This window comes from Microbulbifer mixtoriginis (SeqCode) (assembly GCF_052467705.1).
Genome location: NZ_CP174322.1, coordinates 1362042 through 1386411 on the forward strand (window position 1 = coordinate 1362042; position 24370 = coordinate 1386411).

General features: G+C 55.6%; 22 protein-coding genes. 21 read left to right on the top strand and 1 reads right to left on the bottom strand.

The window, feature by feature from the left end; translation table 11 throughout:
* Positions 1–56: 56 nt before the first annotated feature.
* Positions 57–2060 (top strand): hybrid sensor histidine kinase/response regulator, encoded by a 2004-nt coding sequence (locus tag ACJJIB_RS06010; protein ID WP_444888197.1) that lies wholly within the window; start codon positions 57–59, stop codon positions 2058–2060.
* A 52-nt stretch (positions 2061–2112) separates the two neighbouring features.
* Here ACJJIB_RS06010 and ACJJIB_RS06015 read toward each other — a convergent pair whose 3' ends face one another.
* On the bottom strand, positions 2113–2916 hold the full coding sequence (locus ACJJIB_RS06015; RefSeq protein WP_252084804.1) for an inositol monophosphatase family protein: 804 nt from the start codon (positions 2914–2916) through the stop codon (positions 2113–2115).
* 135 nt (positions 2917–3051) lie between these two features.
* On the opposite strand from ACJJIB_RS06015, the gene trmJ reads away from it, so the two are divergent.
* From trmJ to der, 20 genes are all read left to right on the top strand, one after another.
* A complete protein-coding gene (gene trmJ / locus ACJJIB_RS06020) occupies positions 3052–3843 on the top strand; it encodes a tRNA (cytosine(32)/uridine(32)-2'-O)-methyltransferase TrmJ (RefSeq protein WP_444885875.1) in 792 nt (263 codons plus the stop codon).
* 106 nt (positions 3844–3949) lie between these two features.
* The gene (iscR, locus tag ACJJIB_RS06025; RefSeq protein WP_252084806.1) at positions 3950–4426 is read left to right on the top strand and encodes a Fe-S cluster assembly transcriptional regulator IscR; all 477 of its coding nucleotides are present in this window, start codon (positions 3950–3952) and stop codon (positions 4424–4426) included.
* A gap of 64 nt (positions 4427–4490) precedes the next feature.
* The gene (locus tag ACJJIB_RS06030) at positions 4491–5705 is read left to right on the top strand and encodes an IscS subfamily cysteine desulfurase (RefSeq protein ID WP_444888912.1); all 1215 of its coding nucleotides are present in this window, start codon (positions 4491–4493) and stop codon (positions 5703–5705) included.
* A gap of 27 nt (positions 5706–5732) precedes the next feature.
* Positions 5733–6155 (top strand): Fe-S cluster assembly scaffold IscU, encoded by a 423-nt coding sequence (iscU, locus tag ACJJIB_RS06035; RefSeq protein WP_252084807.1) that lies wholly within the window; start codon positions 5733–5735, stop codon positions 6153–6155.
* Between the two features lie 51 nt (positions 6156–6206).
* Entirely contained in the window at positions 6207–6518 is a 312-nt protein-coding gene (gene iscA / locus ACJJIB_RS06040) for an iron-sulfur cluster assembly protein IscA (RefSeq protein ID WP_435583629.1), read from the top strand.
* A 122-nt stretch (positions 6519–6640) separates the two neighbouring features.
* The gene (hscB, locus tag ACJJIB_RS06045) at positions 6641–7168 is read left to right on the top strand and encodes a Fe-S protein assembly co-chaperone HscB (RefSeq protein WP_444885874.1); all 528 of its coding nucleotides are present in this window, start codon (positions 6641–6643) and stop codon (positions 7166–7168) included.
* 81 nt (positions 7169–7249) lie between these two features.
* On the top strand, positions 7250–9121 hold the full coding sequence (hscA, locus tag ACJJIB_RS06050; protein ID WP_444888198.1) for a Fe-S protein assembly chaperone HscA: 1872 nt from the start codon (positions 7250–7252) through the stop codon (positions 9119–9121).
* A 77-nt stretch (positions 9122–9198) separates the two neighbouring features.
* Positions 9199–9537 (top strand): ISC system 2Fe-2S type ferredoxin, encoded by a 339-nt coding sequence (fdx, locus tag ACJJIB_RS06055; protein ID WP_152451921.1) that lies wholly within the window; start codon positions 9199–9201, stop codon positions 9535–9537.
* A 29-nt stretch (positions 9538–9566) separates the two neighbouring features.
* Positions 9567–9761 (top strand): Fe-S cluster assembly protein IscX, encoded by a 195-nt coding sequence (gene iscX, locus ACJJIB_RS06060; RefSeq protein WP_444885872.1) that lies wholly within the window; start codon positions 9567–9569, stop codon positions 9759–9761.
* A 198-nt stretch (positions 9762–9959) separates the two neighbouring features.
* On the top strand, positions 9960–10388 hold the full coding sequence (ndk, locus tag ACJJIB_RS06065; RefSeq protein ID WP_108731991.1) for a nucleoside-diphosphate kinase: 429 nt from the start codon (positions 9960–9962) through the stop codon (positions 10386–10388).
* Between the two features lie 63 nt (positions 10389–10451).
* Complete coding sequence (gene rlmN, locus ACJJIB_RS06070) at positions 10452–11570, top strand: dual-specificity RNA methyltransferase RlmN (protein WP_252084812.1); 1119 nt, start codon at positions 10452–10454, stop codon at positions 11568–11570.
* Between the two features lie 211 nt (positions 11571–11781).
* Positions 11782–13713, top strand: coding sequence for a cytochrome-c peroxidase (locus ACJJIB_RS06075; RefSeq protein ID WP_444888199.1), 1932 nt, complete (start codon positions 11782–11784; stop codon positions 13711–13713).
* 516 nt (positions 13714–14229) lie between these two features.
* Positions 14230–16176 carry a cytochrome-c peroxidase gene (locus ACJJIB_RS06080; RefSeq protein WP_444888200.1) on the top strand — a complete coding sequence of 649 codons (1947 nt, stop codon included), beginning with the start codon at positions 14230–14232 and terminating at the stop codon, positions 16174–16176.
* Between the two features lie 358 nt (positions 16177–16534).
* Entirely contained in the window at positions 16535–17314 is a 780-nt protein-coding gene (pilW, locus tag ACJJIB_RS06085; protein WP_444888201.1) for a type IV pilus biogenesis/stability protein PilW, read from the top strand.
* Positions 17304–18272 carry a RodZ domain-containing protein gene (locus ACJJIB_RS06090; protein ID WP_444888202.1) on the top strand — a complete coding sequence of 323 codons (969 nt, stop codon included), beginning with the start codon at positions 17304–17306 and terminating at the stop codon, positions 18270–18272. Before pilW ends, ACJJIB_RS06090 begins: the two co-directional genes overlap by 11 nt.
* A gap of 100 nt (positions 18273–18372) precedes the next feature.
* Positions 18373–19485 carry a flavodoxin-dependent (E)-4-hydroxy-3-methylbut-2-enyl-diphosphate synthase gene (gene ispG, locus ACJJIB_RS06095; protein ID WP_444888203.1) on the top strand — a complete coding sequence of 371 codons (1113 nt, stop codon included), beginning with the start codon at positions 18373–18375 and terminating at the stop codon, positions 19483–19485.
* Positions 19486–19548: 63 nt separating this feature from the next.
* Positions 19549–20811, top strand: a complete 1263-nt coding sequence (gene hisS / locus ACJJIB_RS06100; protein WP_444888204.1) for a histidine--tRNA ligase — start codon at positions 19549–19551, stop codon at positions 20809–20811.
* 69 nt (positions 20812–20880) lie between these two features.
* Positions 20881–21585, top strand: a complete 705-nt coding sequence (locus tag ACJJIB_RS06105; protein WP_444888205.1) for a YfgM family protein — start codon at positions 20881–20883, stop codon at positions 21583–21585.
* Positions 21585–22748, top strand: a complete 1164-nt coding sequence (gene bamB, locus ACJJIB_RS06110; RefSeq protein ID WP_252084820.1) for an outer membrane protein assembly factor BamB — start codon at positions 21585–21587, stop codon at positions 22746–22748. The genes ACJJIB_RS06105 and bamB overlap by 1 nt, the downstream gene beginning before the upstream one ends.
* Before the next feature lie 139 nt (positions 22749–22887).
* Positions 22888–24282 carry a ribosome biogenesis GTPase Der gene (gene der, locus ACJJIB_RS06115; protein WP_252084821.1) on the top strand — a complete coding sequence of 465 codons (1395 nt, stop codon included), beginning with the start codon at positions 22888–22890 and terminating at the stop codon, positions 24280–24282.
* The last annotated feature ends 88 nt before the right edge of the window (positions 24283–24370 follow it).

Below are 24370 nucleotides of genomic sequence, written 5' to 3' on the forward strand. Positions count from 1 at the left end.
CGCCTAGGTATAAATGCCCCTTTTTTTGCCAGCAATGCCAACGAATCGAGTTAAGCGTGTCCGAATTTCAGAACCCCGTTCCGCCCCATCTCCCTTTCCTGCTGGCAACTCCAGAGGAGTTGCACTCTCTGGATGTTCTGGAGCTCACACACCAAACCGGTCGCCTGCAGGGGCTGATGATGGATGTGGATTGCGGCCTGTGGGAGTGGCACCTAAATAGTGGCGCCCAGCGCGCTCAGGGGGATATCTGGCATTTGTTTGCCGATAGTGCTGATCGCGCCCTTCAGGGTCTGTGGTCTGGCGCCGAGTTGCATCCGGTGCATTCTGATGAGCGTCACCGCATTTTTGCGTTACGCAAAAGGATCGCCAGCGAGGGTGGCTACTTCGACATCGCTTTTCGCGCCTACGACATCTCCGGACAAATGCGCTGGCTGCGCTTTTGTGGCCGGGCTACCACCAGTGCCGATGGCAGCGAGGTGATCGCGATTGGCACTTGTGCCGATTATAGCGAGGCACTTTCGCAGCGCTATCTGACCAATCTACCCAGTGAGCGGCCACTGCAGGCGTTGTCCGGGGTGGGAGATGGTTTGTGGGAATGGGATTTACGCGCCGATGAAATGGTACTCGATGACGCCTGTTGGGGGATTCTTGGCTACGAGGTGAGCCCGATTCGCAGTATTGGGCGCTCTGCTGCGGAGCAATGGAAAGCGCGTATTCTCACCGAGGATATAGCCAGGGTGGAACAATCGATGTTGGACCATGTGCGCGACCGGCTGCCCCTGGATGTGGAATTCCGCCTGTGGCGCTCCGATGGCAGCTTGGTTTGGGTTCGCTGTCGCGGCAAGGCCCAACTGGACAGCCGCGGTCAACCGGTGCGGGTGTTCGGGGTTTTGCAGGATGTTAGCGCTGGACGTGAGAGCCAGGCGCGGCTGGAACGGGAGTTGCACCAGCAGCGCGAGGAAAATGCCCATCGAGCCGATCTTTTATTCAGCCTGAGCCACGAGCTGCGGACCCCTCTCAACGCCATTTTGGGGTACAGCCAAATGGTGGAGTTGGATCAGAGCTTGAACTCCGACCAACGCCAGCGGCTGGGGGAGATTCGCCGAGCGGGCCAACACCTATTGCACCTGGTGGGGGATGTACTGGAGCTCGCCCGTATCGACAGTCGGCGGCTCGGCCCCTCAATGGAGTCGGTGCGCCCGGTGGAATTAGTGGCCGAGTGTAAGCGCCTGCTGGAACCTCTGGCGGAGACCCGCCGGGTCAGTCTGGTCTACGAGCCTCTCGGCTGGGAATCCGCCTATATCTGCGCTGATCCGGTACGTTACAAGCAAGTGGTTTTGAACCTCGCCGGCAATGCAGTGAAATACAACCGGGATAACGGCAGGGTCATTATTAATTTTACTCCCCAGGCAGAGGGTTGGCTGCGCCTGAGCATTCTCGATACCGGTAAGGGCATTTCGCCGGATCGGCGCAGCGAGGTGTTCGAGCCCTTTAATCGTTTGGGGGAGGAAAAGGGCCATATTGAGGGGACCGGCGTGGGTCTGGCAATTGCCAAGCGACTCACTGAGGCTATGGGTGGACGAATCGACTTTGATAGTCAGGAGGGGCAGGGCTCAGTTTTCTGGATCGAATTCCCTATGATTGATGCGCCCGATGCTCTTATGAGCTTTTCCGCTCATCCACAGGAGCCTCCGCAGTTGCCGGAGGGGCGCGTTTTACTTGTGGATAACCGCCCTGCTGCGGCCGACCAGCTAAAGGAAATGCTGAAGGAGAGTCCCCAGGTTCAGTGCCTGATTGCCACCGATGTGGTGGAGGCAATTTTTATCGCGCGAACGCAGCGCCCCGATGTACTGTTGTTTCACAGTGAGGTGCCGGGCATGTCCGCTGCGGACCTAATCTCTATTTTGCAGGAGGATATCGCCACCAGAGCCATGCGCTTTGTACTGGTTGGTAAAAAAACCAGTGGGGAGAACTATCCGGCACTGCCGGCAGAGTTTGACTTTATGCAGTTGTCGCGTGTGCTGGCGGAAACCCTTGGGCGGGCCGGTCGGTCAGTTTAGCGGCACCGTAACAGCTGGCCCGGCAGTCGCCGGGCCAGTGAGCGAATAAAGCTTAGCGCACGGAGCCCAGGTGCTTACCGACGATCTGCACCAGCGGCTTGAAGACTTTGGGGGTGGCACAGACCAGATTGCCGGATTCCAGGTAGTCCTCTCCACCGCGGAAGTCGCTGATTAAACCGCCGGCCTCTTTGACCAGTAGCGAGCCTGCAGCAATATCCCAGGTATTCAGATACATCTCCCAGAAACCGTCGAAGCGCCCGGCCGCTACATAGGCCAGGTCCAGTGCGGCGGCGCCGGGGCGGCGGATGCCGGCGGTCTGCCCGGCGATCTCTTTCAAAGCGCCCAGGTAGGGGTCGATGTTTTCCAGAGCGGGGCCATTGAAGGGTAGGCCGGTGCCAATTAGAGCGCCGCGCAGGCCCTGGCGGGGGGAAACGCGGATGCGACGGCCGTTAAGGGCCGCGCCGCGACCGCGGCTCGCGGTGAATTCTTCGCGCTTAATCGGGTCGAGTACCACCGCATGCTCAATGCGGCCGCGGTAGCGGCAGGCGATAGATACCGCAAACTGGGGTACGCCGTGGATAAAGTTGGTGGTGCCATCGAGAGGGTCGATAATCCACTCGTAGTCGGGCTCGGCGCCTTCGATCAGGCCGCTCTCTTCAGCGCGGATGCTGTGCTTGGGGTAGGCTTTGCGCAGGTGATAAATAATCTCCTGTTCGCTGGCCTTGTCCACTTCGGTGACGAAATCGTTGCGCGCCTTTTCCTCGAATTTCATCAGGTCGCCGCGCTCCCAGGCCCGTTCGATCAATTCTCCGGCCTTGCGCGCCGCGCGCAGGGCAATATTTAGCATGGGTTCCATAACTATTCCGCACTAAGTGGTTGAAGTGGTTAAAAAGCAGACCGCGGGTTAACCGCAGCGGACGCGATTGTATGGATTCCCGCTCCTTTTTGCTACACTCGCGCGCCCCCATGACACCGAATTATTACTTTCAGTATGGCCAAGTCCCCATTAGACACGACTCCGCTCAGTGCGCTCGACAATGTGCGTGTGGTTCTGGTTAACAGTGCCCACCCAGGAAATATTGGCGGCGCGGCGCGCGCCCTGAAGAATATGGGCCTGAGCCAGCTCTATCTGGTTGCACCGCGGGAATTCCCTGCGGCCAATGCCGTGTGGCGCGCCGCCGGTGCGGCGGAGCTGCTCGACAGTGCAGTAGTAGTGGACACTCTGGAAGAGGCGGTGGCAGATTGCGGCCTGGTGGTGGCTACCAGTGCCCGCGAGCGACGTATTCCCTGGCCTCTGCTGACACCACGCCAGTGCGGTGAGCGCGCAGTGGCCGAGGCCTCCAGCCACCCGGTGGCGCTGGTGTTTGGTCGCGAAGACCGCGGCCTGACCAATGAAGAGCTTCAGGCGTGCAATTACCATGTGCATATTCCGGCCAACCCCGAGTACAGCTCTCTAAACCTGGCGACCGCCGTACAGGTGCTTTCTTATGAGGTGCGTATGGCGGCGCTGGAAGCAGAGAAAGGCGAGCCTGTGAGTTATGCAGACTGGGATCGCCCACCGTCCAAAGCCAGCGATATGGAGCTCTATTTTGAGCACCTCCAGCAAGCTTTAGGTGAACTGGGCTTTATCGATCCGGATAACCCTCGCCAGACTATGACCCGACTGCGCAGGCTGTACAGCCGTGTGCGCCCGGATGATATGGAGCTGGGTATCCTGCGCGGCATGCTCACCTCCATCCAGAACTATATTCATCGCTCTGGTGGCAAGGGGCGCCCAGACTAGTTGAGTACCCGAGTACTTTGCTTGGTTATATACTTGACTAAGGTGCTGGGTTATTTCATACTCGCGCCCCGATCGGAAAAGGGCTGTTCATCAGTTGGGAGCTGGTATGCGTTTAACAACCAAAGGCCGCTATGCGGTAACCGCCATGCTGGATCTGGCGTTGCATGCAGAGCGTGGGCCGATCAGCTTGGCAGATATTTCCAAACGGCAGGGCATCTCCCTGTCTTATCTGGAACAGTTATTTTCCCGCCTGCGGCAATCCGGACTGGTGTCCAGTGTGCGCGGCCCCGGCGGTGGTTATCGTCTAGCCCGCGATGGCGAAGAGATTTTTGTGGCACAGATCATTGATGCAGTCAATGAATCGGTGGATGCCACCAGCTGTGGTGGCAACGCCGATTGCGCCAATGGCGAACAGTGTCTGACTCATTACCTCTGGTCAGACCTGAGTGATCAGATTCACGGTTTCCTGAGCGGAATCAGCCTGGCCAACTTGGTGTCTCGCGCCGAGGTACAGGAAGTGGCACGCCGCCAGGATATGCGCGAAGCGCCGGAAGAGCGGGTCGCCGTACTCGGCGGCTTGTAAATATCGGCCACTAATGTGGTCAAAGCGGAATATTTGAGAATTATTGAGCGGAAACGGTATGACTATGAAGCTTCCCATCTACCTGGATTATTCAGCTACCTGTCCGGTTGACCCGCGTGTCGCTGCAAAGATGGCAGAGCAGCTGACGATGGAAGGCAACTTCGGTAACCCGGCTTCACGGTCTCACCTGTACGGCTGGAAAGCCGAAGAGGCGGTGGAAAATGCCCGTCGTCAGGTGGCTGAGCTGATTAATGCTGACCCCCGCGAGATCGTCTGGACCAGTGGTGCCACCGAGTCCGATAACCTGGCGATCAAAGGTGCGGCGCACTTCTATCAGGGCCGCGGCAAGCACATCATCACTTCCAAGATTGAGCACAAGGCGGTACTAGACACCTGTCGCCAGCTGGAGCGTGAAGGCTTCGAAGTAACCTATCTGAACCCCCGTGAAGACGGCATCGTTACCCCGCAACAGGTTGAGGAAGCGCTGCGTGAGGACACCATTCTGGTGAGCCTGATGCACGTGAACAACGAAATCGGTGTAATTAACGATATCGCCGCGATCGGTGAGCTGTGTCGCTCGCGCAAAATTATTTTCCATGTAGACGCGGCGCAAAGCGCAGGCAAACTGCCTATCGACCTGCAGGAGATGAAGGTCGATCTGATGTCCTTCTCCGCCCACAAAATCTACGGCCCCAAAGGTATCGGCGCACTGTATGTACGCCGCAAACCCCGCGTCCGTCTGGAAGCGCAGATACACGGTGGCGGCCACGAGCGCGGTATGCGTTCCGGCACCCTGCCGACTCACCAGATTGTCGGTATGGGTGAAGCCTTCCGCATCGCCAAAGAGGAAATGGTGCAAGAGGGCGAGCGTCTGGTTTCCCTGCGCAACCGCTTCTGGGATCAGATCAAAGATATGGAAGAAGTCCATATCAATGGTTCCGCCGAACAGCGTGTACCGGGCAACTTGAACGTGAGCTTTGCCTTTGTAGAGGGCGAGAGCTTGATTATGTCCCTGCGCGACCTGGCAATTTCCTCCGGTTCCGCCTGTACCTCCGCCAGTCTCGAGCCCAGCTACGTGCTGCGTGCCCTGGGAGTAAACGATGAGCTGGCGCACAGCTCCCTGCGTTTCAGCTTCGGCCGTTTCACCAGCGAGCAGGACGTGGACACCGCCTCGGCCGCCGTGCGCAAGGCAGTGGAGAAACTGCGTGAATTGTCGCCGCTTTGGGATATGTACAAAGACGGTGTGGACCTGAACAAGATTGAATGGGCCGCTCACTAAGCGCGCACAAGAGTTAGGAGAAAAGTCATGGCCTATAGCGATAAAGTAATTGACCACTACGAACACCCCCGCAATGTCGGGCGCATGGACGACAAGGCGGACAATGTAGGCACCGGTATGGTGGGTGCGCCCGCTTGTGGTGATGTGATGCGCTTGCAGATCCAGGTGAACGACGCGGGTGTGATTGAAGACGCCAAGTTCAAAACCTACGGTTGCGGTTCCGCTATCGCCTCCAGCTCCCTGCTCACCGAGTGGGTGAAAGGTAAGACTATTGATGAGGCGGAGCAGATCAAAAATACCGCTATCGCCGAGGAGCTGGCGCTGCCACCGGTGAAAATTCACTGTTCCGTGCTGGCCGAAGATGCAATCAAGGCCGCTGTACGCAACATCCGTGAAAAGCGCGGTGAGTCTGCCGAAGCCGCTGACGCGCCGGAATCCGCCGCAGGTTAACCACCGGGCCCAGGGCCCAATAGCAGTGAAGGTATTGTTTTGGCTATTACTATGACCGAGGCCGCTGAGGCTCATATCAAGAGTCAGCTGGCCAAGCGCGGTAAGGGAATCGGCATTCGTGTGGGTGTTAAGACCGCCGGGTGTTCAGGCCTTGCCTATGTACTGGAATTTGTCGATTCGGCAGAGGCCGAAGACGTGGTATTCGAGCAGGATGGAGTAAAGCTGATCGTAGACCCCAAGAGTCTGGTTTACCTAGACGGTACCCAGCTCGATTTCGTTAAAGAAGGGCTCAACGAAGGCTTCACCTTCACCAACCCCAACGTCAAAAACGAGTGTGGCTGCGGCGAGAGTTTCCACGTCTGAGCGTGGCCCGCTTCAGCGAGGCCGGATGCACTGCGCATGCCGGCCTTTTTATTGGCCCGGCAGTTGCCGGGTGCGGCGCCGCCGCCCAGTTTTTAAGGCCCAGTGCCGGCAGGTGAACTGAGATGGCAACCAACCTGACCCATTTTGAAATATTCGGGCTTGACCCCGCCTTTGAACTCGATCGCAGTGCTCTGTCCGCACGCTATCGGGAATTGCAGCGGGAATTCCACCCGGATAAATACGCTTCCAAATCCGAGCGCGAACAGTTGCTCGCTATTCAAATGGCTGCGCAGATCAATGAAGCCCACACGGTACTTCGCGATCCGGTGCAACGCGCTGCTTACCTGCTCAAGTTGGCTGGGGTGGAAGTGCCACCTGAGCAGACTACCGCCGATACAGAGTTCCTGATGCAGCAGATGGTGCTGCGCGAGCGCCTGGAGGAAGTGCGCGAGCAAGCAAATCCCACTGTTGCCCTGGAGGAACTCGCCGAAGAGGTGGATGGCCTCTACCGCGGTGCGCAGCGGCAATTTGCTGAGACCTATGCCGCGGGCAAGTTTAGCGAAGCAGAAGACGCCCTGCGCAAGCAGCAATTCCTGGTCAAGCTGCAGTCGCAAGTGGAAGAGCTGGAAGCTGATCTGTTCGGCGATTAAACAAGCGCTACCAGAAAATAAACCGGGATCAGGCACAGGCGGTGCCAACGCGATCAATCCCGCTGATAGAAGAGATAAGTAATGGCATTACTGCAGATTTCCGAGCCGGGACAGAGTCCCGACCCCCATCAGCGCAAATACGCGGTGGGCATCGACTTGGGCACCACCAACTCACTGGTGGCCACGGTGCGCAGCGGCTCGGCAGAGGCCATTGCGGCAGAGGATGGCAGTGTCATCCTGCCCTCGGCGGTGCACTACAGCCGCGACGGTATTACCGTTGGTAGCGAGGCGCGTCTGCGTGCTGCTGCTGATCCCTACAACACCATGCTGTCGATCAAGCGCTTGATGGGCCGTGGGGTCGCCGATGTAAAAAGCCTGGGCGAGCAGCTGCCCTATCATTTTTCCGATACCGATGGCGGCATGCCCACTATTGAAACTGCCGCCGGCCCGGTCAACCCGGTGCAGGTGTCTGCGGAAATCCTTAAGAAGCTGGCCCAGCGTGGCCGCGATGCACTCTACGGCAAAGTGGATGGCGAGCTCGACGGCGCAGTGATTACCGTGCCGGCCTATTTTGATGATGCCCAGCGCCAGGCGACCAAGGACGCGGCCAAGCTGGCCGGCCTGAAGGTGCTGCGCCTGCTCAATGAGCCGACTGCCGCGGCGGTAGCCTATGGCCTTGATCGGGGGGAAGAGGGCGTGATCGCTGTCTATGACCTGGGCGGCGGCACCTTTGATATTTCAATCCTGCGACTGTCCCGCGGTGTTTTTGAGGTAATGGCCACCGGTGGTGATACCGCCTTGGGTGGCGATGACTTTGACCGCATTATTGCGGCCTGGATTGCCGAGCAGGCGGGTTTGGGCACCGATCTGGATGCGTCGACTCAGCGGTTGTTACTGGATAGTGCCTGCGCTGCTAAGGAGTCCCTGAGTGGTGCCGAGCAGGTAGAAATACACCATGGGGACTGGCGGGGCGTGCTTGACCGGGTGACTATGGCCTCGTTGCTGGATCCCATGATCGACAAGACCCTGCGCGCCTGTAAACGTGCCCTGCGCGATGCCGGTATCGGCGTGGATGAAGTACAAGAAGTCGTTCTGGTGGGCGGTTCCACTCGTACGCTGCGGGTGCGGGAACGGGTTGAAGACTATTTTGGCCGGGCGCCCCACGCGGAGATCGATCCGGATCAAGTGGTGGCAATTGGTGCGGCCCTGCAGGCCGATGTGCTGGTGGGTAATAAATCCGACGACAACCTCCTGCTGCTGGATGTAATCCCGTTGTCTCTGGGTATTGAGACTATGGGTGGGCTCACCGAGAAGTTGATTGCGCGCAATACCACCATTCCGGTGTCTAAAGCTCAGGAATTCACCACTTTCAAAGATGGCCAGACCGCCATGGCGATTCATGTGGTGCAGGGTGAGCGAGAGCTGGTTAGCGACTGCCGCTCGCTGGCACGTTTCGAATTGCGCGGAATTCCTCCAATGGTGGCGGGTGCCGCTCATATTCGCGTGACATTCCAAGTGGATGCAGATGGCCTGCTTTCTGTGGCCGCCATGGAGAAGAGCAGTGGCGTGAGCGCGGATATCGTGGTGAAACCTTCCTACGGCCTGGAGGATAAGGATATAGCGCGCATGCTGCAGGAATCCTATACCCACGCCGCCGAGGATATTGCCCTGCGTGCTTTGCGCGAGGCGCAGGTTGAGGCGGAGCGGACTTTAGAGAGTTTGCTGATGGCCCTGCGTGAAAACGGCGCCGAGCTGCTGGAAGAGCATGAGCTGAGTGAGCTGGAGCATGCAATGGAAGCTCTCCGCTTGGCCCATAACGGGGGCGATGCCGATGAGATTCGTCAGCGTATGGAGACCCTTAACCAGCTGTCAGAGCCCTTTGCGGCCAAACGTATGGATGCTTCTATCAAGCGCGCCATGCGCGGCCACAGCCTGGATGAATTTGATAAATAAGCGGTGGGCGCCTAGCCCGCACAACTTGCGGCCGGGGCTTGCCCCCGTCGGATTGAGACCATAGAGAGTCAGTACCCATGCCGAAGATAGTATTTTTACCCCACCCAGAAATGTGCCCTGAAGGTAAAGTGGTGGAAGCGGAGAGCGGTGTCAGTGTAATCGATGCGGCACTGGCCAACGATATCGAGATCGAGCACGCCTGCGAGAAGGCCTGTGCCTGTACTACCTGCCATGTGATTGTGCGCGAAGGCTTCTACTCCCTGGAGGAGCCCGATGAGCTGGAAGAAGACCTGCTGGACAAGGCTTGGGGCCTGGAGCCCGAGTCGCGCCTGTCTTGTCAGGCGATCGTTGAAGATGAAGATCTGGTGGTGGAAATTCCCAAATACACCATCAACCAGGTGTCGGAAAAGCACTGAGTGCCGCGGGTAGTGAGGAAGCCAAAACAATGAAGTGGACCGATATTCACGATATCGCTATTGAGCTCTGCGAAGCCCATGAAGATGTGGACCCGCTCACCGTCAATTTTGTCGACTTGCGCAACTGGGTGATGGCGTTACCTGAGTTTGATGACGAGCCGGGCCGTTGTGGTGAAAAGATTCTGGAGGCTATTCAGGCCGCCTGGATTGAGGAACGCGAGTAGTCAGAATGGGTTTAAGGGGGTATTGGTATTGGAGTACAAAAGTCGATCAATACCCCGTATAATCCGCCGGCCGCGAAATGCGGTGATCAAAAATTGAGTACCCCCGGTGGGTATGAAAGGAATACTAGGGAAGAGCAACTGTGTAGGTTGCTCTTTCTATATGTAAGTTAAGTTACAAAAATCAATTTGGAGATAACCATGGCCCTGGAGCGTACCCTTTCCATCATCAAGCCGGACGCAGTAGCCAAGAATGTAATCGGTGAAATCGAGAGCCGTTTTGAGAAAGCTGGCCTGAGCATCGTTGCCATGAAGATGGTTCAACTGTCCCGCGAAAAAGCTGAAGGTTTCTACGCTGAGCACAAAGAGCGTCCTTTCTTCAAAGACCTGGTTGACTTCATGACTTCCGGTCCGGTTGTTGTACAGGTTCTGGAAGGCGAGAACGCTATCCTGGCAAACCGCGACCTGATGGGCGCTACCAACCCGAAAGAAGCGGCTGCTGGCACCATCCGCGCTGACTTCGCTGACAGCATCGACGCCAACGCTGTACACGGTTCCGACTCCGCAGAGTCCGCCGCCCGCGAAGTAAGCTACTTCTTCGCCGACGACGAAATCTGCGCGCGCGCTTAATTAGCGCCACAAATCGCACCGGTCTGACCGGACCGGTGCAATTCTTCCCCCGAGGTGAAATGAATGACCACAGAGAAAACCAACCTGCTCGGCCTTTCAGTAGAAAAGCTGGCCGCCTTTTTTGAATCATTGGGCGAGAAGCGCTTTCGCGCTGTTCAGGTTTTAAAGTGGATTCACCAGAATGGGGTTGACGATTTTGCTGAGATGACCAATGTCAGCAAGGCCCTGCGTCAAAAGCTGGCGGAAGTGGCCGAAGTCCGTGCCCCGGAAGTATTGAATCAGTGGGATTCTGCCGACGGCACACGCAAGTGGCTAATTAAAGTCTCCGGTGGCAATGCTATCGAGACGGTTTATATCCCCGATGGCGATCGCGGCACTCTGTGTGTTTCCTCGCAGGTGGGCTGTTCCCTGGATTGCAGTTTCTGTGCAACTGGCAAGCAGGGCTTTAACCGCGATTTAACCGCGGCAGAAATTATCGGGCAGGTGTGGATCGCCTGTAAATCTTTCGGTCAATTAGACCCGAAAGGACCGCGCAAAGTCACCAACGTGGTGATGATGGGCATGGGTGAGCCATTGCTCAATTTCGATAATGTGGTCGATTCCATGAACCTGATGATGGAAGATAATGCCTACGGTATTTCCAAGCGCCGCGTCACCCTGTCAACTTCCGGTGTGGTGCCCGCACTGGACCGCCTAGCTGATGTGACCGATGTGAGCCTGGCGATTTCCCTGCACGCTCCCAACGACGAATTGCGTAACGAGTTGGTGCCGATCAATAAGAAATACCCCATTGCGGTGTTGTTGGATTCCGCTAAGCGCTATATCGAGCGTATGCCGGATACGCACCGTAAAATGACCATTGAATACACGCTGATGCGCGAGGTTAACGACCGCCCGGAGCACGCTGAGCAATTGGCGGAGCTGCTGAAAGAGATTCCGGTGAAAATTAACCTGATTCCCTTTAACCCGTTTGAGCTGTCCGACTACCAGCGTGTGAGCAACAATGCTCTGCGTCGCTTCCAGCAGATATTGCTTGATAAGGGTTATACGGTTACCGTTCGCACTACCCGTGGCGACGATATCGATGCAGCCTGTGGCCAGCTGGCCGGCAGTGTTAACGACCGCACCCGCCGCTCCGAGCGCTACCGCAACGCCGAACGCCCCGTCCGTATAGTCGGCTGATCACCCAATCAAGCCTGGATGATTTGCATAGCCACTTGCTAGCAGAGATCCGGGCTTGCCCTATCATTTCTGTAGGCCTTAGGGTCGTAACTGCTTTAAAGCCTCTCAATTTTTTTCTGATCTCCCTTTTATTGGTGTCAACCAAATCCCAGGATACTGCGTTAACAGTCCAGAACTTTACGAAAGTGGATGGAAAGGACTGTTAAATTTTATGCGTACTGAGAAATTGGATTTTAAGGTGTCTGCCAATGTCCTATTGCGATATTTATTTTTAATACTCTGTATATTCTTGGCAGCTTGCAGTTCAGGATCATCTGGAGGTGATGATGATACTTCGACACCGAATACTGTAGAGGGTGACTCAGACTCAGACTCAGACTCAGACTCAGACTCAGACCCAGGCCCAGACCCCGATCCGCAATCTGAGCGGGGTAGTGGGCCCGGTAAATTGATTGGCCATGCCTTTTCCGGGACCAGCATCGGCCTTGCTTGGGAGCGGGATGGTGAGACCTATTTTGTTTATCGCAATGGTGAAAGAGTCGCGCAAACCAGTAATAACTTTTTTGTCGATAAAAACCTCACGGTAGCGACTGAGTACAGCTACTTGCTAAATACGGTCGATACTGCCAGCGCCTCTGAGGCCGATCAGATTGTTGTTAAGACATTGGTAAATGACACGAATACTGGGCTAAATAACGGCACAGAAGACGATGTCTTAAACGAGCGTATATCCACTTTTGCCGAGTGTAAAAATGTCTCCAGCGCCCTGGATTTACTCGAGGAAGATCTTGATAACTGCCTGGCAGCCATGCTTGAGCTCAATCGCATGGCCTCTCTTGTTGAGGATATACGTGCTTTTGCCGCGCGTGTTCGCAGCGAGCAGGAACCAGCCATGGTCGAGCTGGGTATGCGCCTGTTCCACAATAAATCCCTGAGTGCCAATCAAGATGCTTCCTGCTCCTCTTGTCACCACCCGGCGATTGGCTGTGGTGGGGATGATCTATCAATGCCGGTTGGCATTAATGCGGTAGATAGTACGTTGCTAGGGCCGGGGCGCTCTGACGGTATTAATGAAGTGCCGATAGTGCCGAGGAATTCACCAGCGACCTGCAACACTTCGCTCTGGTCTCGTGGCCTGTTTTGGGACAACCGGGTTTCATTGAGTCCTAATGGTGTGTTGCGCACAGATTCAACGGACGTTACCCGAAATACTTCCTCCGCGGTAGGTTCTGGTTCCCTGGCGCTACTGATGGCTCAGGCACACTTCCCTGTTACAGCACCACCTGAGATGGGGGATATCGTCGACTTTGGCTACGATGATTCTGTCGACGAAAACTTTACTGCATACCGCGAAGATATATTGGCGGCGAATCTGGATATCGAAGCTTGGGGGCCGCTATTTACATCCGCTTTTGGTGATCCTGAGATTAACTTTAGCCGTATTGCCCAGGCTATTGCAGCTTATGAGGCGGTGCAGATATTTATAGATAATTCATTTTTTGCCTATGTTGAGGGCAATTTACAAGCGCTTAGCGCCGAAGAGAAGCGTGGTGCTATCACGTTCATGTCAAGAGACTCTGGCTGTACTTTCTGCCATAAGGGGGCCTTCTTTACTTCCGAAGCGCTGATGGCTGCCAGCTATCCGCAGATTGGAATTGGTACTGACGAGAGTGGCAGTGGAGCCGATTTGGGTGGTGAGGGGTCTTTGGGTTTTGGGGCATTCCGAGCCCCAACTCTGTTAAATGTGGCGATTACTGGCCCCTGGGGACATAGCGGGCAGTTTGGCAGCTTGCGTAGAAATGTCGAGCATTACAGGGATCAGGGTGTCTCAATTGCCAGTTACTTTGCCAATAATGAAATGTGTGATCTTGAACAGTTTAAAGATTTACAGGATTGCCCCAGTAAAGTAGCGCCTAATGGTTTGGTTCTGTCTCAGGATATTCTTGCAGGGAATGATGGTGGTGGTGTCAACCGCCTGACTGATGATGAGATCGACCTTGTTGTCATTTTTCTGGGCACTCTCACTGACCCAGCCGCTGCCGATAGTAGCTCTAATGAGATTCAATTTTTGATTCCTCCCAGAGACGGTGGTCCGGATGGCAAACAGCTGGATGCTAGAAACCGGAATGGGGAGAGTTTGTAATTCTCTGTTTACCTTGTTTTATAGCCAAGTGAATAGCTAGAAAAAAGTCAAAAGTATAGAGGGTATAGTTTTTATACCCTCATACTTATCTTTGCGATTTGTGAAATTAATTTTTTAGGCTGGGTCGCAGTATGGGCAAACTTAGCTTGTAGCCTTCTCAATACCGTTTTCTCTATTTCTTTAAACCCAGAGACAATTCACAGTATCCAATATCACTGTTCCAGCATCAGTGCTTTGCGACTCTCTCAACAGAATTTGCCAAGTAAAAGCTTTAGGGTCACTACCTCGGTATCCCATGAAATTGACAAAAAAGTTCGGTTTCATGAAAAGTATTGTGAGGGCAGGCAACTCTTTCTGCTCCCCAAAAAACTACCTTTAAAAATGTTGGATAGTTCCAAAATATTAGCTTTTGGTGCCGTGTAGGGCACTAGTAGCTCCATTGCCTGTCCAGTGCTGTTCAAAACGATTTTTCAGTGGCGGAGTCGAGCTGTATTTATGAAAACCCAGAGCAATAATTTGCCGATATCATGCGCAGCACTGTTGCGATTAGTGCTACTGCCGCTTGTTCTGTTGGCAGTGGGCTGCAGCTCCGGTTCATCCGGTGGCGATGACAGCTCTGGCTCGGAAACGGTGGAAGCTGACACTGACACTGACACTGACGCTGGGGGAAATACCGATACAAACTCCGGTGGTGATGATACGGTCAATGGCGGTGACACAGATAATGACGATGATGCAGGCAATGGCACAGAGACCGGGCAAGGCAGTGCGCCGAAGGCCTTGATCGCCAATGCTTTTTCAGGAACGAGTATCGGCCTTTCCTGGCAGCGCGATGGGGCAACCTATGCTATCTATCGTGGCGGAGAAAAAATTGCCGAGACAGATAATCATTTTTATGTTGACCAGGGCCTTTCGATAAATACCGAGTACAGCTACTCAGTGACCAGTGGCGATGTGAACAGCGAGAGTGAAACGGCCCGGGTCAATGCGAAAACACTAATCAATAATACGAATGGCGGCCTTAACAATGGTGCGGTTGCGGTACCGGTCCTCGAGCGCCTTGTGAACATTAGTGAATGTAAAAATGTTCGCAGTGCATTGAATTTATTAGATGAAGATCTGGATACCTGCCTGGCGGCCATGCTGGAATCGAACAACATGGCTGGGCATCTGGAAGATATGCGCGCTTTTGCTGCCAGGGTGCGAAGTGAACAAGACCCTGCCATGGTCGAGCTGGGTATGCGCCTGTTCTACAGTCAATCCCTCAGTGCCAATGGCGATGTAGCCTGTGCCTCCTGTCACCACGCTGCTATCGGCTGTGGCGGTGACAATCTCTCTATGCCCGTGGGTGTGAATCCATTAGATCCTGCATTGGTTGGCCCAGGCCGCTCTGACGGTATCAATGAGGTACCCATAGTACCCAGAAACGCTCAGCCGATATGTAATGTGGCATTGTGGAGTAGTGGGCTCTTTTGGGATAACCGGGTGGCACTTACCGATCGCGGTATCCGCACCGACTCACGGGATGTCAGCTTCAATACCGAAGCGGCGGTGGGTACTGGCACCCTGGCCCTGATGATGGCGCAGGCGCATTTTCCCGTAACCAATCCTGCGGAAATGGGTGATGTTACTCAATTTGGTTACGATGCGAGTAGTGATAGCGGCACCACCGATTACCGCGAAGATATAGTGGCGGCCAATCTGGGACGGGAATCCTGGAGTGGGTTATTTAACGCAGCTTTTGGTGACGACGAGATTACTTTCAGCCGTATTGCACAGGCTATAGCCGCTTTTGAAGCGGTGCAGCTCTTTATCGACAACCCTTTCTTCGACTATGTAGATGGCGACTTGAATGCGCTCGATAATGATGAGAAGCGCGGTGCCATTACTTTTATGTCAGGGAATTCCGGCTGTACTAATTGCCATGCGGGTGCATTTTTTACTACTGAAGGGCCACGGCCTGCGAATTATCCACAAATTGGTATAGGTACCGATGAGAATGGCAGTGGCGCGGATCTGGGGGCGAACGGTGCTGGTGCCTTCCGTCCCCCAACACTACTGAATGTCGCGCTCACTGGCCCTTGGGGGCACAGTGGTCAATTTGCGACGCTACGCAGAAATGTCGAACACTATCGCGACCGTGCGGCATCGGTTAACCAGTATTACACCAATAGCGAAATGTGCGACTTGTCACAATTTTCTGGGTTAACAGATTGTGCCAGTAAGGTGGCGCCCAATGGCCTTGCGCTCTCCCAGGCAATCCTTGCGACCACCGGTGGTGATGCCGGTAATAATCTCAGCGATGCCGAGATCGACCTGGTCGTGCGTTTTCTTGAGATCCTGACCGACCCGGATGCGGCCAACACCTCCTCAAATTCCGTTCGCGCCCTGATCCCTACCCGCGACGGGGGTCCTGATGGCAAACAGCTGGATGCGAGGGATAGCTCCGGTAAGGAGCTCTAGTGGTGGTTTTATTACCGGTATTAACGAAATTTTCTGACTTTTGTGTGGGTTCCGCACTGCCTCGATTTTATTTTGTTATCAGCGAGAGATATCGCCGGGTCAATTGGAATTAATTAGGGGTACACAGCTGAAACTCACGGTGCTTTGCGGCACTATATGGGTCGGGAGGCAGGATCAGCGTCCGGGTCCAGTATCGGAAGAGGCATTGCAGACAGGTTATCTTGGGGACTGCTCTGCCATCACAGTGGGCACACCACTATTTTTTTACTTTGCCCCCGCCCTGGTGCTTGATCGATAGTGATTAATCACTGCGATCCCGCTTGATGGATAGATGAAAAATAAATGTACAGGTGATGTCGTGTCTGCAAATTCTTTTGGCCTGCGGTTCTTAGGCCTGATTCTCACTGTGTTACTGGGGGGGTGTGTAACCACTGGTTTGCCAGAGCGCCAGGAGGTCAATCTGGAGAAGGCTTTGGAAACCCATGTTCAACTGGGTATTCGCTATCTGCAGAGTGGAGAGAACCGCGAGCTGGCTCGCCGTCACTTCAACAAAGCGCTGGAGCTGGGCAAGAAGAATCCTATGGCCCACCATGGCCTGGCTCTGCTGTACCAGGCCGATGGCGAATTGAAGGTGGCCGAGTCCCATTTCAAAAAGGCCCTGCGCTACAGCGACAATTTCTCCATGGCGCGCACAAACTATGGCGTGTTCCTTTACCAGCAGGAGCGCTACGAGGATGCTTTAGAGCAATTTCGTCACGCCTCCAATGACCTGACTTACAACCGCCGTTTCTTTGCCCTGGTTAACTATGGCCGTACTGCCAATCGCCTGGGCTTAGCAGATGAAGCAGAACGGGCCTACACGCGTGCGCTCGCTCTCAACAGCAATCTGCCGGTAGCGCTACTGGAGTTGGCGGAGCTTAAATATGAGGCCGGCGACTATTCTGCGGCCAAACAGTACCTTGATCGTTACAGTGAGAATAAACGCCAGACACCCCAATCCCTATGGTTGGGGATACGTATCGAAAAGGTGTTTGGCAACCGCGACAAGGAGCTGAGTTATGCTCTTGCGCTAAAAAATCTGTACCCGTACTCTGCGGAAACACTGAAATATCAGGAGTTGAGTGGTAATGACGGATAGTAACTCCGTGCACCGCGACAGCGGCCAAATCGAATCCAGTACACAGGCTTCTCCCGGTGCGCTACTGCACTCTGCGCGCGAGGCGGCCGGGCTGTCTCGCGAGGAGCTGTCCCGGCGCTTGTGTATTATCGACAATACGGTGGAGTGGTTAGAAGAAGACCTTTACGAGCGCCAGCCGGAAGCGGTTTATGCGCGAGGTTATATCCGCAATATTTGCCGGGAGCTGAGCATTGACTCCGCTCCTGTGCTTACGGCCTACGATGCCGCACGCCCAAAACAGCCGGTGCGCAAAGAATCGCGACGTATCGAGATGAAAGCCGACGCCCTGCGCCCGGCGCGCAAACACGGCTATGGTCTGTTGGCTCTTCTGCCATTTGTGGTGGCGGGCGCTGTATTTTGGTGGCTCTATGTTGGCCCGGTAAATATTCCCGGCCTGCAGAACTCAGTAGAGCAAAATGCAGCCCCTGTCGAAACTGCTGAGCTATCCGTTGCTGAGCCATCCGTAAATATCAATGAAATAGCATTGGCGGAGCCTGGTTCAACCCAGTTGCAGGTTGCTGAGGCACCGGCGCAACAACTAGAGTCCGCCGGGGAAGAAGTCTCGGAGGAGGCTCAAACTCCCGAGCATAATGCGCTTACTGAACCCCAGGTCAGCCTGCAAGCTGAAGACGCTACCGCCCAGCTACCCGCAACCGTTGCGCAGCTGGATGAACAGTTGCAAGGAGCGCTGCGTCTCAGTTTCGACGAGGATTCCTGGGTTGAAGTAAAGGATGCCGAGGGTGTTGTACTGCTCGCCGGTGTTCAGCAAGCCGGCAGTTCCAAGAACCTGGATGGTCGCGCGCCCTTCGAAGTGATGCTCGGTAATGCCCGTGCAACCAAGGTGGTTTACCGCGAGCAGACGATTGAAAGCGACCCCATTGGCAATCGCCGCACCCGCCGCCTGATTGTGGGCAATTAAAGGATCTCCGCCGTTTGGGCGCGAACTCTGTAGGTTTGCGCCCAATCTCTCTATAATCTCCCCCTCGAATTTTTAGCAGCAATACTGCCAGGTCAGCCCTATGCAATTTGAATCTCCCATTGTCCGCCGCAAGTCGCGCCAGATCATGGTGGGTAATGTACCGGTCGGTGGCGATGCGCCGATCTCGGTGCAGAGCATGACCAATACCGAAACCTGTGATGTGGCCGCCACTGTGGGCCAGATCCAGCGTCTGGAAAATGCCGGTGCGGATATCGTGCGGGTCTCAGTGCCCAGCATGGAGGCCGCTGAGGCTTTCGGGGAAATTAAAAAGCAGGTGAATGTTCCGCTGGTGGCGGATATTCACTTCGACTATCGCATTGCTCTGCGAGTGGCCGACCTGGGGGTGGATTGCCTGCGCATCAACCCCGGTAATATCGGCCGTGAGAAGCGTATTCGTGCGGTGGTGGACAAGGCCCGCGATCTGAACATCCCGATTCGTATCGGTGTAAACGCGGGCTCTCTGGAAAAAGACCTGCAAAAAAAATACGGTGAGCCCACGCCAGATGCACTGGTGGAGTCCGCACTGCGCCATGTTGAGATTCTTGATAGCCTGAATTTTCAGGACTTCAAGGTGAGCGTGAAAGCCTCGGACATCTTTATGGCTACCGCTGCCTATCGCAAACTGGCCCAGCAAATTGAGCAGCCCTTGCACCTAGGTATTACAGAGGCCGGCGGCCTGCGAGCCGGTACGGTGAAATCCGCAATTGGCCTCGGCGCCCTGTTGCTCGACGGTATTGGCGATACCCTGCGGGTATCCCTGGCGGCAGACCCGGTGGAAGAGGTGAAAGTAGGTTGGGATCTTCTGAAGAGCTTGCGCCTGCGCAGCAAGGGGATCAATTTTATCGCCTGCCCCAGCTGCTCACGCCAGAACTTTGATGTGGTAAAAACCATGAACGAGCTGGAGACGCGCCTTGAAGATGTCACCACGCCGTTGGATGTGGCGGTGATCGGCTGTATCGTCAATGGCCCGGGCGAAGCGAAGGAAGCGGATATTGGCCTCACCGGCGGTACACCGAGCCACGCGATTTATGTGGACGGCCAGCCAGACCGCAAATTCAAAAATGAGAATCTAGTGGATGATTTGGAACGCCTAATTCGCGAAAAGGCCTCTGCCAAGGCCGAGCGCGAGGCAGATATCATCGCCAAAGCGTAGCGGGCACGTCTATTGCACTGCCCTATTCGTTGATTTAAGTAATTAGAAATTTAAGGAACAGCGTTGAAACAACTTCGCGCAATTCGCGGCATGAACGACCTGCTGCCGGAACAGTCCCCGGTTTGGCAATATGTGGAAGCCACCCTCAGTGAACTCTTTGCCCGCTACGGCTACAGTGAAATCCGTACGCCGACTCTGGAGGCAACCCAGCTGTTCAGCCGCGCCGTGGGCGAGGCTACTGATATTGTCGAAAAGGAAATGTACACCTTCGAGGACAAGAGCGGAGACAGCATTACCCTGCGCCCAGAGGGCACCGCAGGCACCGTGCGCGCAGCGATCCAAAACAACCTGCTGATTCAGCCCCAGCGCCTGTGGTATTTCGGCCCCATGTTCCGCTATGAGCGCCCACAGAAAGGCCGTCTGCGCCAGTTCCACCAGTTTGGAGTGGAAGTGTTCGGCATCGAAGGGCCGGATATCGACGCGGAAATGCTGATTATGACCGCGCGGCTGTGGCGTCAGCTGGGTATCGGTGAACATGTCACCCTGCAGTTGAACTCCCTGGGCAATTCCGACAGCCGCGCAGCCTATCGCGAGGCCCTGGTGGCCTACCTAAGCGAGCGCCGCGAGCAGCTGGACGAGGACAGCCAGCGCCGCCTGGAGCGCAATCCCTTGCGTATTCTCGACAGTAAAAATACGCAAACCCAGGAACTGCTCGTCGAGGCGCCCTGTCTATTGGATTTCCTCGATGAGGAATCTGCCGCCCACTTTGCCCAGTTGCGCGAGCTACTGGATGCAGCAGGGGTGAAATACGAGATCAACCCCAAACTGGTGCGCGGTCTCGATTACTACGGTAAAACCGTTTTTGAATGGGTGACCGACAGTCTCGGTGCCCAGGGCACTGTCTGTGCCGGCGGCCGCTACGATGGTTTGGTAGAACAGATGGGTGGGAAGCCCACTCCAGCAGTTGGCTTTGGCCTGGGTGCCGAGCGCCTGGTATTGATGTTGGAAACCCTTGAAGTACTACCGGAGAGTCTGGCGCAGCAAGTAGATGCCTACCTGGTGGCGGTGGGTGATGTACAATCAGCCGCCTTGGCTGCCGCCGAACAATTACGCGACGAGCTACCATGGTTGCGTCTACAGGCGCACTGCGGAGGTGGGAGCTTTAAGAGCCAAATGAAGAAAGCGGATAAAAGCGGTGCCGATTACGCACTGATTATCGGCGAGGATGAGGCTGCAAATGGTCAGATTACAGTGAAATATCTGCGCTCTGAGCAACAGCAGCAGACTCTCGCGCTCACGGAACTTGCGGCATTGCTGCAGGGCTGATTCAAATACTCAGGGTGGCGGTGGCCCCCGCCAGGATAGTTAGAAACCACAGGAAAGGCGATTTACCCAATGTCTGAGCATCTTACCGAACAAGAACAAATAGAAACGCTGAAGCGCTGGTGGGCGGAAAACGGCAGGGGCATTCTTACCGGCATAGTCCTGGCTCTGGCCGGCTACTTTGGTTATCAATGGTGGCAGGGTGACCAGCGCTCCAAGGCTGAGGCGGCCTCGGACCTTTACCAAGGTTTTATCCAGGCGGTATCCGCTAATGACAACCAGCCAGACAACAAGCAGCTGACTACTGCGAAGTCACTTGCCGAGCAGCTGAAAAACGAGTACGGCAGCCGTATCTACGCTAGTCAGGCCTCTCTGCGCCTGGCCGCAATTGCTGTGGAAAAGAATGACCTGGAAGTCGCGCAGACTCACTTGCAGTGGGTGCTCGACAACACCAAAGAAGATGCCATGAAGCTGCTGGCCAAGCGCCGCCTGGCCACGGTGATTGCCGCGCGCGGCAAACCAGATGAAGCTTTGAAGCTGATTGAGGGCAGTGTGCCCCCGGCCTTTGCCGCCCTCTATTCTGAGACGCGCGGTGATATTCTCCGACAGAAAGGCGATGACGCCGGCGCGCGCAGCGCCTACGAACAGGCTTTGACCGAGCTGTTACCAGAGCAAGCGGGCAGTACCCAGCTGCTACAACTCAAAGTTGAGAGCCTAGCAGTGGCCTCTGGCGAAGAGCAGAAACCAAGTGAACCAGCACCTGAGGGAGGCGAATAATGGGATTTCTCAATCGCGCTGTGGGGCGCACCGCAGCGGTTGCCCTAGCGGTAGCTCTGGGTGCCTGCGCCTCCAACGAGAGTAAGGAGGATGTCGAGCCGGTAGACCTGGTCGATTTCGCGCCTAGTGTTCAGCTGCGCGAAGTCTGGTCGGCGGATGTGGGCAGCATCGACGAGAAGCGTTATGCGATGCTGCAGCCGGGTCTGGCTGACGGTAAACTGATTGCCGCCAGCAGCGACGGTGAAGTGACCGCTTTTGATCGCAGCAGCGGTAGGCCCCAGTGGGAAACCGATCTGGATATTGAATTGAGCGGTGGTGTCGGTGTTGGATTGGGTATCGCTGTAGTTGTTGACTACCGCGGCCGTGCGGTGGCCCTGGACTTGCGAAATGGCGCTCAACTGTGGACCTATCAAGTCTCTGGTGAAGTGGTCTCCGCTCCGGCAATAGGATCCAGTGTTGTGGTCCTGCAAACCGTTGACGGTAAGTTGGTGGGCCTGGATGCCAGCAGCGGTGAAGAGTTGTGGAGCCAAACCACCACCTTGCCGGTACTGACTCTCCGCGGCACCGCGGCCCCCGTGATTAGCGGCGGTCTGGTAATTGCCGGTCTCGATAATGGCAAATTGGTTGCCCTGGACGCCCGCGACGGCATAACTCGCTGGGAACAGCGCGTTGCCATTCCGCAGGGTTCTGCTGAATTGGAGCGGGTTGTGGATATCGACGGGTCGCCGGTAGTGCGCGGTGATCTGGTGTTTGCCGCCAGCTACCAGGGTCGTGTTGTCGCTTTATCCAAGGAAAACGGTCGTGGCCTTTGGGCGCGTGATGCCTCTACCAACCACTCAGTGGCTGTTGGTGGAGGGCATGTGTACCTGAGCGGCGCCTCGGGCAGTGTATACGCTTACAATGTGGGCGCTGGCCAGATCGCCTGGAGTAACAATGAATTACTGCGCCGCGAACTGAGTGGCCCGGCTTATTTCCAGGATGTTGTGATTGTCGGCGACTTGGAAGGTTACCTGCATGTGCTTGACCCCAGTTCCGGTCAGTTTATCGGCCGCGAAGAGGTGGATAACGATTCGATTCGTATCCCCATGCTGGTGGATGGCGACCTGTTGTTTGTCCTGTCTGATGACGGCAAGTTGGTAGCCCTGACCCTCGCTCGGAGCTAAGCGCGCAATATTGCTGTGGCGGACAGGCAGTCCGCTTTTGGGCACCAGCCCGCAAAAGGAGCCTGCTTCGCAGGTGAATTGAAATCGCCCGCCTTGTGCGGGCGTTTGTATTTATTTATTAGGCTAAAGCCAGAATTCTATGCTGCCAGTTATCGCCCTGGTCGGGCGCCCCAACGTGGGCAAATCCACACTGTTTAATCGTCTTACCAAGAGCCGTGACGCCTTGGTGGCTAATTACGCCGGTCTTACTCGCGACCGCAAATATGGCGAGGCCGAAATCGATGGACGCAAAGTACTTCTCGTAGATACCGGCGGTATCACCGGCGGAGAAGAGGGCATTGATGCGGCCATGGCGCAGCAGTCTATGCAGGCTATCGAAGAAGCGGATATCGTGCTGTTCCTGGTGGATAGTCGCGATGGCCTGACCCCGGCGGATGAAATGATCGCAGACCGGCTGCGCACTCGCTCCAAGCCGACCTTCCTGGTTGCCAACAAGGTCGATGGTGTCAACCCGGATATCGCCCTGGCGCCCTTCTATGAGCTGGGTATCGGTGAACTCTTTCCCACCACTGCCACCCACGGTCGTGGTGTGCGCAGCCTGATGCAGCGCGTGGTTGAGGATCTTCCTGAGGTGGCGGCTGAAGAGGAGCCGGAAGAGGCCACCGGAATCAAGATTGCCATTGTTGGGCGCCCCAACGTGGGTAAATCTACCCTGGTCAACCGCCTGCTCGGCGAGGACCGCGTAGTGGTATACGACCAGCCTGGCACCACGCGCGACAGTGTCTATATCAATTATGAGCGCGATGAGAAGCCCTATACCTTGATCGATACTGCCGGTATTCGCCGTCGCAAGAACATTAAGGAATCGGTGGAGAAGTTCTCTATCGTCAAAACCCTGCAGGCGGTGGAAGACGCCAATGTGGTGGTGCTGGTGATTGATGCTCGCGAGGGCCTGGTGGACCAGGATATGCACCTGATGGGCAGCGTGATTCAGGCCGGGCGAGCCTTGGTGGTGGCTCTGAACAAGTGGGATGGCCTGGAGGCAGATCACCGCGACTACGTGAAAACGGAGCTGGAGCGCCGCCTGCGTTTTGTCGAGTTTGCCGATGTGCACTTTATTTCCGCCCTGCACGGTACTGGCGTTGGCCATTTGTACGAGTCTATCGAGGCCGCCTATCAGAGTGCGACAGATAAACTCTCCACCAACCACCTCACGCGTATTCTGCAATGGGCAGTAAGTGAGCACCAACCACCGCTTGTGCACGGCCATCGTATCAAACTGCGTTACGCCCATGCGGGCGGCCAGAACCCGCCGGTGATCGTTATTCACGGCAATCAGACCGAACAGGTGCCTGCGCACTATGTACGTTATCTGGAAAAGACGTTCCGCAAGGCTTTGGAGCTACACGGGACACCGGTGAAAATCGAATTCCGTACCGGTGACAACCCCTACGCCGGTAAGAAAAACAAACTGAGTGATCGCCAGAAGGCCAAGAAACGCCGCCTGATGAAGTTTGTGAAAAAGAAAAAATAAAGTTCCACACGCCTACAAGCCAGAGTGTCGCCAATCCCCCCCTTGTCTTGCACTGCGGGGGGCATTTTACGGGTTAATATCCTTAGCG